The 16,764-nt window shown below is 58.7% G+C and carries 15 protein-coding genes; 10 read left to right on the top strand and 5 right to left on the bottom strand.

Going from position 1 to position 16,764, the window contains the following annotated elements:
- Nucleotides 1-61 precede the first annotated feature (61 nt).
- Nucleotides 62-1,252 carry a 2-methylaconitate cis-trans isomerase PrpF gene (gene prpF, locus CKW15_RS22025; RefSeq protein WP_095152701.1) on the top strand — a complete coding sequence of 397 codons (1,191 nt, stop codon included), beginning with the start codon at nucleotides 62-64 and terminating at the stop codon, nucleotides 1,250-1,252.
- Between the two features lie 167 nt (nucleotides 1,253-1,419).
- A complete protein-coding gene (prpD, locus tag CKW15_RS22020; RefSeq protein ID WP_095152700.1) occupies nucleotides 1,420-2,904 on the top strand; it encodes a 2-methylcitrate dehydratase in 1,485 nt (494 codons plus the stop codon).
- A 63-nt stretch (nucleotides 2,905-2,967) separates the two neighbouring features.
- Here prpD and CKW15_RS22015 read toward each other — a convergent pair whose 3' ends face one another.
- Nucleotides 2,968-3,786: a pyruvate, water dikinase regulatory protein gene (locus CKW15_RS22015; RefSeq protein WP_095059380.1), complete on the bottom strand. Its 819-nt coding sequence runs from the start codon at nucleotides 3,784-3,786 to the stop codon at nucleotides 2,968-2,970.
- Nucleotides 3,787-4,014: 228 nt separating this feature from the next.
- Here CKW15_RS22015 and ppsA point away from each other — a divergent pair, with 228 nt between their 5' ends.
- The 8 genes from ppsA to CKW15_RS21965 all read left to right on the top strand — a co-directional run bounded on the left by ppsA (nucleotide 4,015) and on the right by CKW15_RS21965 (nucleotide 12,125).
- Nucleotides 4,015-6,336 carry a phosphoenolpyruvate synthase gene (gene ppsA / locus CKW15_RS22005; protein WP_371856314.1) on the top strand — a complete coding sequence of 774 codons (2,322 nt, stop codon included), beginning with the start codon at nucleotides 4,015-4,017 and terminating at the stop codon, nucleotides 6,334-6,336.
- Nucleotides 6,337-6,530: 194 nt separating this feature from the next.
- Nucleotides 6,531-7,520, top strand: coding sequence for an alpha/beta fold hydrolase (locus tag CKW15_RS21995; protein WP_095152698.1), 990 nt, complete (start codon nucleotides 6,531-6,533; stop codon nucleotides 7,518-7,520).
- A 135-nt stretch (nucleotides 7,521-7,655) separates the two neighbouring features.
- The gene (gene rraA / locus CKW15_RS21990; protein ID WP_095152697.1) at nucleotides 7,656-8,147 is read left to right on the top strand and encodes a ribonuclease E activity regulator RraA; all 492 of its coding nucleotides are present in this window, start codon (nucleotides 7,656-7,658) and stop codon (nucleotides 8,145-8,147) included.
- A 26-nt stretch (nucleotides 8,148-8,173) separates the two neighbouring features.
- Nucleotides 8,174-9,169 carry a zinc transporter ZntB gene (locus CKW15_RS21985; RefSeq protein WP_095059383.1) on the top strand — a complete coding sequence of 332 codons (996 nt, stop codon included), beginning with the start codon at nucleotides 8,174-8,176 and terminating at the stop codon, nucleotides 9,167-9,169.
- A 63-nt stretch (nucleotides 9,170-9,232) separates the two neighbouring features.
- Nucleotides 9,233-9,481: a hypothetical protein gene (locus CKW15_RS21980; RefSeq protein ID WP_064678886.1), complete on the top strand. Its 249-nt coding sequence runs from the start codon at nucleotides 9,233-9,235 to the stop codon at nucleotides 9,479-9,481.
- Nucleotides 9,482-9,483: 2 nt separating this feature from the next.
- On the top strand, nucleotides 9,484-10,308 hold the full coding sequence (locus CKW15_RS21975; protein ID WP_008048604.1) for a mechanosensitive ion channel domain-containing protein: 825 nt from the start codon (nucleotides 9,484-9,486) through the stop codon (nucleotides 10,306-10,308).
- 90 nt (nucleotides 10,309-10,398) lie between these two features.
- Nucleotides 10,399-10,989 carry an RNA polymerase sigma factor SigX gene (gene sigX, locus CKW15_RS21970; RefSeq protein WP_015096065.1) on the top strand — a complete coding sequence of 197 codons (591 nt, stop codon included), beginning with the start codon at nucleotides 10,399-10,401 and terminating at the stop codon, nucleotides 10,987-10,989.
- A gap of 107 nt (nucleotides 10,990-11,096) precedes the next feature.
- On the top strand, nucleotides 11,097-12,125 hold the full coding sequence (locus CKW15_RS21965; RefSeq protein ID WP_095059384.1) for an OmpA family protein: 1,029 nt from the start codon (nucleotides 11,097-11,099) through the stop codon (nucleotides 12,123-12,125).
- A gap of 77 nt (nucleotides 12,126-12,202) precedes the next feature.
- On the opposite strand, the gene cobA is transcribed toward CKW15_RS21965, so the two are convergent.
- The 4 genes from cobA to CKW15_RS21945 form a co-directional block, all read right to left on the bottom strand.
- A complete protein-coding gene (cobA, locus tag CKW15_RS21960; RefSeq protein ID WP_095152696.1) occupies nucleotides 12,203-12,976 on the bottom strand; it encodes a uroporphyrinogen-III C-methyltransferase in 774 nt (257 codons plus the stop codon).
- A gap of 57 nt (nucleotides 12,977-13,033) precedes the next feature.
- A complete protein-coding gene (locus CKW15_RS21955; RefSeq protein ID WP_095152695.1) occupies nucleotides 13,034-14,704 on the bottom strand; it encodes a bifunctional protein-serine/threonine kinase/phosphatase in 1,671 nt (556 codons plus the stop codon).
- A 7-nt stretch (nucleotides 14,705-14,711) separates the two neighbouring features.
- On the bottom strand, nucleotides 14,712-15,923 hold the full coding sequence (locus CKW15_RS21950; RefSeq protein ID WP_095059387.1) for a NarK/NasA family nitrate transporter: 1,212 nt from the start codon (nucleotides 15,921-15,923) through the stop codon (nucleotides 14,712-14,714).
- 265 nt (nucleotides 15,924-16,188) lie between these two features.
- Nucleotides 16,189-16,764: an ANTAR domain-containing response regulator gene (locus tag CKW15_RS21945; protein WP_095059388.1), complete on the bottom strand. Its 576-nt coding sequence runs from the start codon at nucleotides 16,762-16,764 to the stop codon at nucleotides 16,189-16,191.

Below are 16,764 nucleotides of genomic sequence, written 5' to 3'. Positions count from 1 at the left end.
GCTGCACAGACATGGGACTTTAAGTCCCATGTCTGTTTCTAGATTAGGAGTAACGAGCACCATGGCTCACGCACCGCAGATCAAAATTCCCGCCACCTACATGCGCGGCGGCACCAGCAAAGGCGTGTTCTTCAGCCTTAAAGACTTGCCCGAAGCGGCACAGGTCCCAGGCCCGGCCCGCGACGCTTTGCTGCTGCGCGTGATCGGCAGCCCCGATCCGTACGACAAGCAAATCGACGGCATGGGCGGCGCGACTTCCAGCACCAGCAAAACCGTGATCCTGTCGAAAAGCACCCACGCCGATCACGACGTCGACTACCTGTTCGGTCAGGTCTCCATCGACAAGCCTTTCGTGGACTGGAGCGGCAACTGCGGCAACCTGACCGCGGCAGTCGGTTCGTTCGCCGTCAGCAATGGCCTGGTCGATGCCAGCCGCGTCCCGCACAACGGCGTGGCCGTGGTTCGCGTGTGGCAGGCCAATATCAGCAAGACCATCATCGCTCACGTGCCGATCACCAATGGTGAAGTGCAGGAAACCGGCGATTTCGAACTCGACGGCGTAACCTTTCCGGCCGCTGAAGTACAGGTTGAATTCCTCGATCCGGCAGCGGACGAAGAGGGCGGTGGCGGTTCGATGTTCCCGACCGGCAACCTGGTGGATGACCTCGAAGTACCCGGCGTCGGCACCTTCAAGGCGACCCTGATCAACGCCGGCATTCCGACGATTTTCGTCAATGCCGAAGACATCGGCTACAACGGCACCGAGCTGCAAGGCGCCATTAACGGCGACCCGAAAGCCTTGCTGATGTTCGAAACCATTCGTGCTTACGGCGCATTGCGTATGGGCCTGATCTCGAACGTCGACGAAGCGGCCAAGCGGCAGCACACGCCGAAAGTGGCCTTCGTGGCCAAACCGGCGGACTACGTTTCGTCCAGCGGCAAAGCCATTGCGGCGGGCGATGTCGACCTGTTGGTGCGTGCATTGTCGATGGGCAAGTTGCACCACGCGATGATGGGCACGGCAGCGGTAGCCATCGGCACGGCGGCAGCGATCACCGGTACGCTGGTCAACCTTGCAGCGGGCGGCACCGAGCGTAATGCGGTGCGCTTCGGTCATCCGTCCGGCACCCTGCGCGTCGGCGCCGAGGCCAGTCTGGTGAACGGCGAATGGACCGTGAACAAAGCCATCATGAGCCGCAGTGCGCGGGTGTTGATGGAAGGTTATGTGCGTGTGCCTGGCGACTCCTTCTGATTCACTCTCTGTAGGAGCCGGCTTGCCGGCGATGGCGTCCTTGAAATCGCCATCGCCAGCAAGCCGGCTCCTACAAAGGATCGCATTTCAAAACAAGAAAGCAGCGATACACCAAGATTCCTGAGCCGAGGTCCCATCAACGACCCTCTTCAAAGAGTGAATCGAACATGAGCGCCAACGTCGACCTCAACAACCGCCCCGACTATGACCAGGTCCTGCAGGACATTGCAGACTATGTTCTCAACTACAAGATCGGGTCCGTGCAAGCGCTGGACACCGCGCGCAACTGCCTGATCGATACCTTGGGTTGCGGCCTGCTGGCCCTGCGTTTTCCCGAGTGCACCAAGCATCTCGGGCCTGTGGTCGAAGGCACGGTTGTCCCGTTCGGGGCGCGGGTTCCGGGCACGTCTTATCGGCTTGATCCGGTCAAGGCTGCGTGGGACATCGGCTGCATCGTGCGTTGGCTCGATTACAACGACACCTGGCTTGCGGCCGAGTGGGGGCATCCGTCGGATAACCTCGGCGGCATTCTTGCGGTGGCTGACCATCTGTCGCAAAAACGGCTGGCCAATGGCGAGGCGCCGTTGACCATGCGCACGGTGCTTGAAGCGATGATCATGGCCCATGAGATTCAGGGTGTGATCGCGCTGGAAAACTCGTTCAACCGTGTCGGCCTCGATCACGTCATCCTGGTGAAGGTCGCCTCAACCGCGGTCACCGCCAAACTGATGGGGGCCAATCGCGAGCAGTTGTTGTCGGCGTTGTCCCACGCTTTTGCTGATGGTCAGGCGTTGCGCACGTATCGGCATGCGCCCAATGCCGGGTCGCGAAAGTCCTGGGCGGCAGGTGATGCGTCCAGTCGGGGCGTGCGTCTGGCAGACATGGCGATGCGTGGCGAGATGGGTATACCCGGCGTATTGAGTGCCAAGCAGTGGGGTTTTTACGACGTGCTGTTCAGCCACACCAATAGCGATCTGGCGCTCAAGCCTGACGACAAGCGCGGGTTCAGTTTCTCGCGGCCGTACGGCAGTTATGTGATGGAAAATGTGCTGTTCAAGATCAGCTTCCCGGCGGAGTTTCACGCGCAAACCGCGTGTGAAGCGGCAGTGACCCTGCATCCGCAAGTGCGCAATCGGCTGCACGAAATCGACCGGATCGTCATCACCACTCATGAGTCGGCGATTCGCATCATTTCCAAGGTCGGTCCGCTGGCCAATGCCGCCGACCGCGATCACTGCATCCAGTACATGACCGCTGTGCCGCTGGCCTTTGGCAACCTGGTTGCGGAGTACTACGAAGACGATTTCCACAAGGCGCATCCGGTCATCGATGTGCTGCGCGAGAAAATGGTCATCGTCGAAGAACCGCGTTACACCCGCGAATATCTGGAGCCCGACAAGCGCTCGATTGCCAATGCGGTGCAGGTGTTTTTCAAGGACGGTTCGAGTACCGAAAATGTGGTGGTGGAGTACCCGATCGGGCATCGTCGACGTCGGGCTGAAGGGATCCCGTTGCTGGAGGACAAGTTCAAGGCGAACTTGCTGACACGATTCGCGGGGCAGCGCAGCGATGGGATTTTCGCGCTGTGCAAGGATCAGCAGGCACTTGAGGCGACACCGGTGAACCGGTTTGTGGATTTGTTTGTTATTTAGATAGACCGCGTCATCGTTCATCGCGGGCTTGCCCGCGATGGCAATAGATCAGGCGCTACAGAGTTACTTGAACCGCCGCTCCACACCTTTCTCCACAAGGATTTTTGCGGAGATTTCTTCCACGGAAAAATGCGTGGAGTTGATGTGCGGGATGTTCTCGCGGCGGAACAGGTTTTCCACCTCGCGCACTTCGAACTCGCACTGGGCGTAGCTCGAATAGCGGCTGTTGGGTTTGCGCTCGTTGCGGATCGCAGTGAGGCGGTCAGGGTCGATGGTCAGGCCGAACAGCTTGTGCTGATGGGCGCGAAGGGCGTTGGGCAGTTGCAGGCGCTCCATGTCTTCTTCGGTCAGCGGGTAGTTGGCGGCGCGGATGCCGAATTGCATGGCCATGTACAGGCACGTCGGGGTTTTGCCGCAGCGCGACACGCCGACCAGGATCAGGTCGGCCTTGTCGTAATAGTGCGTGCGGGCGCCATCGTCGTTGTCGAGGGCGAAGTTAACGGCCTCGATACGCTCCATGTAATTGGTATTGGCGCCAATGGAGTGGGACTTGCCGACGGTGTAGGAAGAATGCTCGGTCAGTTCCTGTTCAAGTGGTGCCAGGAATGTCGAGAAAATGTCGATCATGAAACCATTCGAGGTTGCGAGAATCTCACGAATGTCCTGATTGACGATGGTGTCGAAGATAATCGGACGGAAGCCGTCGGTTTCGGCGGCTTTGTTGATTTGTTGTACCATGGCCCGCGCTTTGTCCACGTTGTCGATGTACGGCCGCGTGACTTTGCTGAAGGTAATGTTTTCGAACTGCGCCAGGAGACTCTGGCCGAGGGTTTCGGCAGTAATGCCCGTACCATCGGAAATAAAGAAAGCAGATCGTTTCATTTGCACCTTGGGCCTTAAGCTAGTGACGAATCTTGGATATGATAGGCGCGATTTGCCGGCCGCCATTGGCCCGCATTCTCACTTATTTTCCAGGTCCAGGCCATATAGCCGGAAAATGCTCCTTTAGAGCGCCGGTTTCTGAGCTTTTCCAACACAGTTAGTGGAGAGATCACCTTGGTAGAGTACGTAGTTTCCCTCGACAAGCTCGGCAAAGACGACGTTGAGCACGTGGGGGGCAAGAACGCATCCCTGGGCGAGATGATCAGCAACCTGGCAGGTGCCGGTGTATCGGTGCCCGGTGGCTTCGCCACGACCGCTCAGGCGTATCGTGATTTCCTGGAACTGAGCGGCCTGAATCAGCAGATTCACGACGCCCTTGATGCCCTCGACGTCGAAGACGTGAATGCCCTGGCCAAAACCGGCGCCCAGATTCGTCAATGGATCATGGAAGCCGAGTTTCCTGAAAAACTGAATGCTGAAATCCGTACCGCGTTCGCCGCGCTGTCCGCCGGCAACCCTGACGTGGCCGTGGCCGTGCGTTCTTCCGCTACCGCCGAAGACTTGCCGGACGCTTCCTTCGCCGGTCAGCAGGAAACCTTCCTGAACATCCGTGGTGTCGAAAACGTTATTCGCGCCGCCAAAGAGGTGTTCGCTTCGCTGTTCAACGACCGCGCCATTTCCTATCGCGTGCACCAGGGCTTCGACCACAAGCTGGTCGCCCTGTCGGCTGGCGTACAGCGCATGGTCCGCTCCGAAACCGGCACTGCCGGCGTGATGTTCACCCTCGATACCGAGTCGGGCTTCCGTGACGTGGTGTTCATCACCGGCGCCTACGGCCTGGGTGAAACCGTCGTACAAGGCGCGGTGAACCCGGATGAATTCTATGTCCACAAAGGTACGCTGGCTGCCGGTCGTCCTGCGATCCTGCGCCGCAACCTGGGCAGCAAAGCCATCAAGATGATCTACGGCGACGAAGCCAAGGCCGGTCGTTCGGTGAAGACCGTCGACGTGGACAAAGCCGAGCGCGCACGTTTCTGCCTGAGCGACGCCGAAGTCAGCGAACTGGCCAAGCAGGCGATGATCATCGAGAAGCACTACAAGTGCCCGATGGACATCGAGTGGGCCAAGGACGGTGACGACGGCAAGCTGTACATCGTGCAGGCCCGTCCGGAAACCGTGAAAAGCCGCACCCAGGCCAACGTCATGGAACGTTACCTGTTGAAAGAGACCGGCACCGTGCTGGTGGAAGGTCGTGCCATCGGCCAGCGCATCGGCGCCGGCAAGGTTCGCATCATCAAAGACGTGTCCGAGATGGACAAGGTCCAGCCAGGCGACGTACTGGTTTCCGACATGACCGACCCGGACTGGGAACCGGTCATGAAGCGCGCCAGCGCGATCGTCACCAACCGTGGCGGCCGTACCTGCCACGCGGCGATCATCGCCCGTGAGCTGGGCATCCCGGCCGTGGTCGGTTGCGGCAACGCCACCCAGCTGTTGAAAGACGGCCAGGGCGTGACCGTTTCCTGCGCTGAAGGCGACACCGGTTTCATCTTCGAAGGCGAACTGGGTTTCGACATCAAGAAGAACTCCGTGGACGCCATGCCGGATCTGCCGTTCAAGATCATGATGAACGTCGGCAACCCGGACCGCGCCTTCGACTTCGCGCAGCTGCCGAACGCCGGTGTGGGCCTGGCCCGTCTGGAGTTCATCATCAACCGCATGATCGGCGTGCACCCTAAAGCACTGCTGAACTACGACGGTCTGCCGCTGGACATCAAGGAAAGCGTCGACAAGCGCATCGCCGGTTACGACGATCCAGTCGGCTTCTACGTCGAGAAACTGGTTGAAGGCATCAGCACCCTGGCCGCTGCGTTCTGGCCGAAAAAGGTCATCGTGCGTCTGTCGGACTTCAAGTCCAACGAATACGCCAACCTGATCGGCGGCAAGCTGTACGAGCCGGAAGAAGAAAACCCGATGCTGGGCTTCCGTGGCGCTTCGCGTTACATCAGCGAAGCGTTCCGTGACTGCTTCGAACTCGAATGCCGTGCGCTCAAGCGTGTGCGCAACGAGATGGGCTTGACCAACGTCGAAATCATGGTGCCGTTCGTCCGTACTTTGGGCGAAGCGAGCCAGGTGGTCGACCTGTTGGCCGAAAACGGCCTGGCCCGTGGCGAAAACGGACTGCGCGTCATCATGATGTGCGAACTGCCGTCCAACGCCATTCTGGCTGAAGAATTCCTCGAGTTCTTCGACGGTTTCTCCATCGGCTCCAACGACCTGACCCAACTCACCCTGGGCCTGGACCGTGACTCCGGCATCATCGCGCACCTGTTCGACGAGCGTAACCCGGCGGTCAAGAAGCTGCTGGCGAACGCCATTGCCGCGTGCAACAAGGCCGGCAAGTACATCGGCATTTGCGGTCAGGGCCCTTCGGACCACCCAGACCTGGCCAAGTGGCTGATGGAACAGGGCATCGAAAGCGTTTCGTTGAACCCCGATTCCGTACTGGAAACCTGGTTCTTCCTGGCGGAAGGTCAAGCTACGGCCTGATCTAGTGTGAACGGGCCGCTCTCCCTGTAGGAGCGAGCCTGCTCGCGATGGACGTCACGACACCCCGTTTATCCAGGATAGACGCGTTATCGTTGGCATCCATCGCGAGCAAGTTCGCTCCTGCAGGGGCGGTCTTTTTGAGATTGAAGTAGGGCGGGCTCCTCTGGATGCCGCCCTTTTTTGTGCAAGAGATTATGCAAAGCAGCAGCAACCTATTTCCTGTCGCCTTGATCAGCGCCGAACGGCGCGGCGATCTGAGCGAAGACGTATACCGCTTGAAACCCGGTAACAGCCCCGACTACACGGTGGAACTGGCTGTGACCCGCCTTGGCATGGCCGATGAACCGGCCACCCGTGGCGTGCCGGTGATCCTGTTGCACGGCAGTTTTTCCAATCGACGCTTCTGGTTTTCGCCCAAAGGCCTTGGGCTTGGCGCTCATCTGGCCCGCCAGGGATTCGATGTATGGGTCCCGGAAATGCGCGGTCACGGCTTGTCCCAGCGTAACCAGAACTACCGCAAGAACGGCGTCGCCGACTATGCCCGCTACGATCTTCCGGCCATAGGCGCGTTTGTGCGCGAACAGAGCGGGCAGACTCCCCACTGGATCGGCCATTCACTGGGTGGCATTACGCTGGCGGCTGCACTGGGTGGCGAGTACATCGGTGAGCCGGTGGTGGCCTCTGCGGCGTTTTTCGGGACGCAAGTCAGCCGTACTTACTGGCCGTTGAAAATCCCGCCAGTGGAGTGGAGTGGCCGCTTCCTGCTCAAGCGTTTTGCACAATTGTCCGGTTCACGTCTCAAGCGCGGCCCGGAGGACGAGCCCATCGGCCTGGCCCTGGAAAGCATGCGCTGGTTTGGCCTGTTCGGACGCTTTGGCGACGCTGACAAGGACTGGTGGGCGGGATTGGCCGAGGTCAAATTACCCGTACTGGCCGTCAGTGCCGCAGGTGACCATCAGGACCCGGCCTGGGCGTGCCGCAAGTTGTTCGAGCAAATCGGCTCCGAGCACAAGCAATTCATCAACCTGGGGCGTGAGCAGGGCTTTACCGACAATTTCGGTCACGTTGAAATGCTCGTCAGCAAGGCCGCTCAGGCGGAAGTCTGGCCCTTGGTCACTCGCTGGTTGGCGGATCCGCAGGCACCATTGCCGGGCGCTCAACAGGATTTGGCCACGGCAATCTGAGCCTGATGCTCTAACAAGGGCATTTCGCTCTGATCGGCTTGCGGCTAAGATATGACGCATTGAGCTGTTCTGGTCATTTTCGATGACTGATTCACCCGTGATGTTCGTGCTGTTTCTCTCTACAGGAGTTTCTCGATGAACCATTACCTCACGCCTGACCTGTGCGACGCCTACCCGGAGCTGGTGCAGGTGCTGGAACCGATGTTCAGCAATTTCGGTGGCCGTGATTCTTTCGGCGGCGAAATCGTGACCATCAAGTGTTTCGAAGACAACTCGCTGGTCAAGGAGCAAGTCGAACTCAAAGGTAATGGCAAAGTCCTGGTGGTCGATGGCGGCGGTTCGCTGCGTCGCGCGCTGTTGGGCGACATGTTGGCCGAGAAAGCCGCCAAAAACGGTTGGGAAGGGCTGGTGATCTACGGCTGCATCCGTGATGTCGATGTCATCGCGCAAACCGATCTGGGGGTTCAGGCACTGGCCAGTCACCCGATGAAGACCGACAAACGCGGTATCGGTGATCTCAACGTGGCCGTGACCTTTGCCGGCGTGACCTTCCATCCGGGTCAATACATCTACGCGGATAACAACGGCGTGATCATCTCGCCAAGCCTGCTGAAAATGCCTGAATAAAGCGCCGATTGACTAAAGGAATGCGGATGTTCGAGGAAGAAAACGCGCAATGGGGGCTGGTGCATGCCCTCGTGCTGGACGGTAGAGGCGGCGCGCGTTCGATAGCCCGGACGGAACTCGATGACTTGCAGATGCAGCCCCATGAAAGCCTGTGGCTGCATTGGGATCGCAGTCATCCGCAAACCCGGACGTGGTTGCGTCAATCCAGCGGTTTAAGCGAGTTCAACTGCGACCTGTTGCTTGAAGAAAACACCCGTCCGCGACTTTTGCAGCTTTCGGACAGCGAACTGCTGCTCTTTTTACGCGGGGTTAACCTCAATCCTGGCGCCGAGCCTGAAGACATGGTCTCGGTGCGGATCTTCGGTTCGGCCCGGCGCGTCATTTCCCTGCGTCTACGTCCCCTGCGCGCCACTGAAGAGTTGCTGGTACAGCTGGAAGAGGGCAAGGGGCCGAAAACCGCCTCCGAACTCATCCTGTGTATGGCGCAATACCTCACCAACAAGGTGCAGGATCTGGTCAGCGACCTCTCGGAAGTGGTCGATGCAGAAGAAGAAAAGATCGATGCCGACGAACGGTATACTCCCGAGCACGGAGCGGTTTTACAGATCCGTCGCCGGGCTGCCGCGTTGAAGCGTTTTCTGGCGCCGCAGCGGGATATTTTCGGTCAGCTCACGCGAATCAAACTGCCCTGGTTTGTCGAGGATGACGGCGATTACTGGAACGAATTGAACAACAGCCTGACCCGTTATCTTGAGGAACTGGAATTGACCCGGGAGCGGGTGGGGCTGGTCCTTGAGGCTGAAGACCGGCGTTTGAGCGTGCGAATGAGCCGCACGATGTACCGCTTCGGGATCATCACCGGGATATTTTTGCCGATGAGTTTTTTGACGGGGCTGCTGGGGATCAACGTCGGGGGTATTCCGTTTTCCGAAAGCCCCTATGGCTTCCTTGTCGCATGCACGCTGATGCTCTCGGTAGCACTCGGGCAGTGGTGGTTATTCCGACGTTTGCGCTGGGTTTGAAAATGAAGCATGTGACCCGAGCAAATTTGGCCGCGTCTTTCACAGACATCACGAGAGGTGCGTATGCACGATCCGTTTGAACAGTCTTTGCGCGACATGCTCAAGGCATCACCGTCCACCCGGGACGACGATGCGTGCCTTGGCCGTGTGCTGAAAACCGCCAACCGTCAGGTCGGCGCCGGTGATTTGTTCAGCCTCCTGGGCCGCTGGTTGCCTGCGCTGATGATCGCCCTGAACAACGGATCGGCCCACGTTTCACCGGTTTCCCGTCATCGTAAACCTACCGCTCGCACTGCTGATAAGGCTGATTGAACATGGAACTTGATCTCTGGACTCAGAGCCTCGTCACTGCAATGACTGCGTTGTGGACCAAGGTTGCGAACTTCATTCCGAACCTGTTCGGCGCACTGGTTGTGCTGCTGTTGGGTTTTGTCGTCGCTAAATTGCTGGACACCTTGCTGTCCAAGTTGCTCGCCAAACTGGGCCTTGATCGCCTGATGGGCGGCACCGGTCTGACTAAATTGCTTTCCCGTGCCGGACTTCAAGTACCGATCTCGACCTTGATCGGCAAGATCGTTTATTGGTTCGTTCTGCTGATTTTTCTGGTTTCTGCCGCAGAATCTCTTGGACTTGAGCGAGTTTCAGCTACGCTGGATATGTTGGCGTTGTATTTGCCGAAGGTGTTCGGTGCCGCGCTGGTGTTGCTGGTGGGTGTTTTGCTGGCGCAATTGGCCAATGGGCTGGTGCGCGGTGCGGCAGAAGGCGTAGGACTGGACTACGCTTCAGGACTTGGGCGAATTGCCCAGGGCTTGGTGATTATCATCAGTATTTCGGTTGCGATCAGTCAGTTGGAGGTCAAGACTGACCTGCTGAACCATGTGATCGTAATCGTATTGATTACCGTTGGTCTGGCGGTTGCGCTGGCAATGGGGTTGGGAAGCCGGGAAATTGCCGGTCAGATTCTCGCTGGAATCTATGTGCGTGAGCTGTATCAGGTTGGGCAACAAGTGCGAGTGGGTGAGGTCGAAGGGCAGATCGAAGAGATCGGCACGGTTAAAACCACATTGCTGACCGATGAAGGTGAGCTAGTCTCTCTTTCCAATCGGATCCTTCTCGAGCAGCATGTGAGTAGCCGCTAATCCGGCAAACCCTGCTAATGTATGCCGCCGCAAAATTCCAGCTGACGCTGGTTGCGGCGGACATTGACCTGACTGTCGGCCCGACTTGTTTTGAATAAAGCCCAATCGCTATCCATGCGCTACGACCCCCGCGAGCTCTCTGATGAGGAGTTGGTCGCGCGCTCGCATACCGAGCTGTTTCACGTAACGCGCGCCTATGAAGAGCTGATGCGGCGTTACCAGCGAACATTATTTAACGTGTGTGCACGATACCTTGGGAACGATCGCGACGCAGACGATGTCTGTCAGGAGGTCATGTTGAAGGTGCTGTATGGCCTGAAGAACTTCGAAGGCAAATCGAAGTTCAAGACATGGCTATATAGCATCACGTACAACGAATGCATCACACAGTATCGAAAGGAACGGCGAAAGCGTCGCTTGATGGACGCTTTGAGTCTTGACCCCCTCGAGGAAGCGTCCGAAGAAAAGACGCCGAAACCTGAGGAAAAGGGCGGGCTCGATCGCTGGCTGGTGTATGTGAACCCGATTGACCGTGAAATTTTGGTGCTACGATTTGTCGCAGAGCTGGAGTTTCAGGAAATCGCAGACATAATGCACATGGGTTTGAGTGCAACAAAAATGCGGTACAAACGCGCTCTAGATAAATTGCGTGAGAAATTTGCAGGCATTGCTGAAACTTAGTTCGGCGCAAATATCTCTTACGCTTAGGCAAGTTCTGTTAGACTTGTCGCCGAGTTGTCCCCCGGTTTGCGGGACTGCTTCACAATCACCAGATGGGGATTTAACGGATGAAACTGAAAAACACCTTGGGCTTTGCCATTGGTTCTCTTATTGCCGCCACTTCGTTCGGCGCTCTGGCACAGGGCCAAGGCGCAGTTGAAATCGAAGGCTACGCAAAGAAACAGTATTTCGATACCGACCGTAACTTCAAGAACGACGGCGTAAATCCGGGCGGTTCGATCGGTTACTTCCTGACTGACGACGTTGAACTGCGTCTGGCCTACGACGAAGTTCACAACGCCGTTACCAAAGACGGCCAGAACGTAAAGGGCGCGAACACCGCTCTGGACGCTCTGTACCACTTCAATAACCCAGGTGACATGCTGCGTCCATACGTCTCGGCCGGTTTCTCCGACCAGAGCATCGACCAGTTCGGTTCGAACAGCCGTGACCGTTCGACCTTCGCCAACGTTGGTGGCGGTGCCAAGCTGTACTTCACTGACAACTTCTACGCCCGTGCTGGCGTTGAAGCTCAGTACAACATCGACCAGGGCAACACCGAGTGGGCTCCTAGCGTCGGTATCGGTGTGAACTTCGGTGGTGGCTCCAAGCCAGCTCCAGCTCCAGTACCAGCTGAAGTCTGCTCCGACAGCGACAACGATGGCGTTTGCGACAACGTTGACAAGTGCCCAGACACCGCAGCCAACGTAACTGTTGACGCTGATGGCTGCCCGGCAGTTGCTGAAGTTGTTCGTGTTGAGCTGGACGTCAAGTTCGACTTCGACAAAGCTGTTGTTAAGCAAGACAGCTACGGCGACATCAAGAACCTGGCTGACTTCATGAAGCAGTACCCATCCACCAGCACTACTGTTGAAGGTCACACTGACTCCGTCGGTCCTGACGCTTACAACCAGAAACTGTCTGAGCGTCGTGCAAACGCCGTTAAGCAAGTTCTGACCACCGAGTACGGTGTTGAATCGTCCCGCGTTCAGTCTGTTGGCTACGGCGAATCCCGCCCAGTTGCTGACAACGCTACTGACGCTGGCCGTGCTGTAAACCGTCGCGTAGAAGCGCAGGTTGAAGCTGAAGCTAAGTAATTAGCTCGCAGCTCTGAGAAAAGCCCGGCTTAGGCCGGGCTTTTCTTTGCCTGCGATTTAATGCAGTAATCGGCTAATCAGGCACGCTGATCTATAACGCATGTTTCCATCGACAGGATTTCTTCGGGGATGCCTACTTCTGCGCAGGCCGCCGCCACCGCACCGATCACAAGAATAGCCGGGCTCTTAAGCTCAAAGATGTAGGCGTCTTCTTCCATTGATGTCAGATTGCTCCGGCATTCGCGCTGATGGGGCAGGGAGGCGTTTTCAATCATCGCTACCGGCATGTCCATCGCCATTCCTCCTTTGAGCAGTTGCTCGCGGATTTCGCTCAGTTTTGCCACGCCCATGTAAATCACCAAGGTCGTGCCGCTTTGAGCGAGCGCCTGCCAGTTCAAACAGCTGCCATCCTGAGTGTGGGCGGTGACCAGCGTCACGCCTCGCGCCACGCCTCGCAGGGTCAGCGGGATGTCGCATTGCGTCGCACCGGCCAGCCCTGCGGTGATGCCATTGACCAGTTCGACTTCCACCCCGCGCTCGCGCAGCCACTGCGCTTCCTCTCCACCCCGGCCAAAAATGCACGGGTCGCCGCCCTTGAGCCGAACCACACATTTGCCGTGGCGGGCATAACGCAACATCAGGCGATGAATGAACGCCTGCGGTGTCGAACGACAGCCACCCCGTTTGCCCACGGGAATAATCCGCGCCGTCGCGCAATGCTCCAGCACGGCATCGTTGACCAAATCATCGATCAGCACGACATCGGCTTCCCTCAATGCCCGTACAGCCTTGAGGGTCAACAATTCCGGATCGCCAGGACCCGCACCCACCAGCCAGACTTTCGCGCTCATAGTGTTTTCCTCACGGGATGACGGCAATCGGTTTTCAAATACACAATCGAAAGAAACTCAGCCATGGAGCACCCAATACAGCAGGGTCAAATTGGCCAACAACGACACCAACGCCAATGTCCGCCAAACCTTTATCGGTTCGCGTTCAAGCAGTGGCCTGGGTCGCACACTCAGGCTGCGGCGCTCTCCTTGCTCCATCAGCAGTAACCACTCTTCTGCCGTTTCAAAGCGATGACCGGGGTCTACGGCCACTGCGCGCTCCAGGCTCTGTGCGACCCATTCCGGCAGGTCCGGACGATAGCGGCCGGCGTTGACGGGCACGCCAAAACGGGGGCGCTGGAACGCTTCGACTTCACCGTAGGGGTAATGCCCGGTGAGCAGGAAGTACAAGGTCACACCGACGGAGTACAGATCCTGTTGCGCTGTCGGTGGCTGTGCGCGAAAAGCTTCAGGCGCGATGTAGCTCGGTGTGCCCGGCAAGGTCGCGAGCTGATCTTCGGAGAGCCCGGGACAGTAGGCGAGACCGAAATCCAGCAGGCGCAGTTCGCCGTCATCACCCAGCAGGAGGTTTTCCGGTTTGATATCACGATGCAGAATTTGCCGGCGATGCAACATTCCGACCGCTCTCAACAGGCGTTCGGCCAAGTCGTGCCATTGAGCCAATGGCAGCGGGCCGGTGCTGTCGTGAAGCTGTGCGAGCGTCGTTCCCGGGTATTCGCGCATCACGTAGTACAAATGTTGACGCTGGCCAGCGGCATGGACCTCGGGGAAATGCCGTCCGGCCACGCGTTTGAGAAACCACTCCTCCGACAGCAAGGCTTGCGCAGCCTGAGGATCGTCGTGCAGGCGACCTGGCAAGGTTTTCAATAACCAGGCCTGTTGGTGAGCGTCGCGCACCCGATAGAGCAGTGATTGTTGGCTTTGGGCGAGGATCCCCTCGACGTGCCAGCCTTCGAATTCCTGCCTTGGTTTTAACGCCGCAGGCAACGGCCATTGCTGCAAGTGGATCAAAGCATCACCGATGTTGGTTTCACCCAAAGCATCGACCCGCACCAAAAGAGCGCTGGCGTTGTCCTGGCTGCCAGCCAAATGGGCGGCGCTGACCAGGGTTTGCGCGGCGCTGGGCAAATCCGGTTGATCGCGCAGGATGGCGGCAATCGCGGTGTCGCCCAGGACCGCCCAGATGCCGTCACTGAGCAGCACGAAGCTCTCATCGACGCGCAGTTCACCGTCGAGGAAATCCAGCACCAAATGCTGATCTAGCCCCAGCGCCCGTTTCAGCACATGTTGCATGCCCGGCTGGTCCCAGACGTGATCCTCGCTGATTCGCTGCAACTGATCGGCGTGCCAGCGATAGACCCGGCAATCGCCGACGTGGGCCAGGGTAAAACGCCGACCGCGCAGCACCAGAGCGCTAACGGTGGTCAGTAGCGGCTGCCCGCCGCCATTGGCCTGCAACCAGCGGTTCTGAGCCAGCAACAGCCGATCCAGCGCCTGGGCGACGCCCCAGGTCTCTGGCGTGGCGTAGTAGTCCAGCGCCAGGGCCTGCAAGGTCGAGCGAGCCGCGAGACCGCCATCGGCGCATTGGCTGACGCCGTCGGCGATGGCGAACAGGTAGCCTTTGCTGGCCGCCAGCTCAGCGGCCGGCGTGACCAGGCGCAGGGCGTCCTGATTTTCATCGCGCGGGCCGATGGCGCTGGCTTCGGCGAAACTCAGTTGCAGGCTCATGAATGCCTCAGACCCGAGCAGCGGTCACGGCGGCCGAACCCCAAGTGGTTCTCCAGCGTCGCTTCACACCGTGCAGGCCAAACCAGGCGAGGACGCCAAGGCTGGCGAACAACCACAACGCCATCTGATAGCTGCCGGTGCTTTGCTTGATGGCGCCCATGCCTGCCGCCAACGCGAAGCCACCGATGCCGCCGGCCATGCCGATCAAACCCGTCATCACGCCGATCTCGCGGCGAAAACGCTGCGGTACCAACTGAAACACCGCCCCGTTTCCTGCACCCAAACCGAGCATGGTGCAGACGAAAAGGGCGAGCGCTGCGTAGGAGCTAGGCAGGTTGAAACCGACGGCGGCGATGCAGATCGCTGCCACGGTGTACATTACGAGCAGGGTGCGAATGCCGCCGAATCGGTCGGCCAGGGCGCCGCCCAAAGGACGCATCAAGCTGCCGCCGAACACGCAGGCAGCGGTGTAGTAACCGGCGGTGACCGGGCTCAAGCCATATTGGTCGTTGAAGTAGCCGGGCAGGGCGCTGGCCAGGCCGATGAAGCCGCCGAAGGTCACGCTGTAGAAAAACATGAACCACCAACTGTCGCGGTCACCCAGCGCCTTGAAGTAGTCAGCCATCGACTTGGCTTTTGGCCGCTCGGGCGCGTTCTTGGCCATCCAGGCGAACACGATCAGGGTCAAAATCAGCGGGATCACGGCGAAACCGAATACGTTGCTCCAGCCGAATGCGGCAGCCAGTACCGGCGCAATCAATGCAGCGAGCACGGTGCCCGAATTGCCGGCACCGGCGATGCCCATGGCTTTGCCTTGGTGCTGCGGCGGATACCATTGCGATGCCAGTGGCAGGGCCACGGCGAACGACGCGCCAGCCATGCCGAGGAACAACCCCAGCAGCAGCGCTTGCTCGTAGCTGTGAATGCCTAGTTTCCAGGCACCGAACAGTGCACAGATGACGATCACCTGGCCAATCAGGCCGGCAGTTTTCGGCGACAGGCGATCAGCCAGCATGCCCATGACAAAACGCAGAACGGCCCCGGCCAGGATCGGCGTGGCCACCACCAGCCCGCGTTGTTGGGTGGTCAGGTGCAGGTCGGCGGCGATCTGCACCGCCAAGGGGCCCAGCAGGTACCAAACCATGAAGCTCAGGTCGAAATAGAGGAAGGCCGCGAACAGGGTCGGGGTATGGCCGGATTTCCAGAAGCTTGAATTCATCGCGCACCTCAGCTGATAGGAGTCTCGAACGGGAGCCAAAACAAAAAAACGCCGCCACCTGATTCGCCTTGAGGCAAACGAGGTGAGCGACGTCTTTGTCGTAGATTGGGCAACCGCCGTTGGTTACCTGTGGTGATTACTTAGCCAGATTTGTGCCACATGCGGATTTTTGTGGCGCTGGGGAAAAGATCGCAGCCTTCGGCAGCTCCTACAGGGTGTACACATGCCAACGGTAGGAGCTGCCGAAGGCTGCGATCTTTTTGGGTCAACCCAGCAACTCGCTCATGGCAATAATCTGCTCCGCCACCTGGATCAGCTTCTGCTGACGGCTCATGGCCTGGCGGCGCATCAGGGTGTAGGCCTCTTCCTCGTTGCAGTCTTTCAGCTTCATCAGCAGCCCCTTGGCCAGCTCAATGCGCTTGCGTTCGGCCAGTTGCTGGTCGCGGGCATTCAATTGCGCACGCAGGGCCTGATCGCTTTCAAAGCGCGCCATGGCGACGTCGAGAATCGGCTGCAGGCGTTGTGCGTGAATGCCTTCGACGATGTAGGCACTGACCCCGGACTTGATCGCCTGGCGCATCACGACCGGGTCGTGTTCGTCGGTAAACATCACGATCGGTCGTGGCTGGTCGCGGCTGACCAGCACCACTTGTTCCATGACATCGCGGCTCGGTGACTCGGTATCGATCAAAATCACGTCCGGGCGCACCGTTTCGACGCGCTCGGGCAGGTCGATGGTCAGGCCCGATTCATCGATGACCTCAAACCCGGCTTCGGTGAGGGCCGCTTTCAGGCGTCCAACTTTCTTCGCGGTGTCGTTGATCAGCAGGATTCGCAACAT

The organism is Pseudomonas sp. Irchel s3b5, from assembly GCF_900187435.1.
GTDB lineage: Bacteria > Pseudomonadota > Gammaproteobacteria > Pseudomonadales > Pseudomonadaceae > Aquipseudomonas.
The sequence above is the reverse complement of the archived record's forward strand: the minus strand, read 5'-3'. Positions and strand labels throughout refer to the sequence as shown.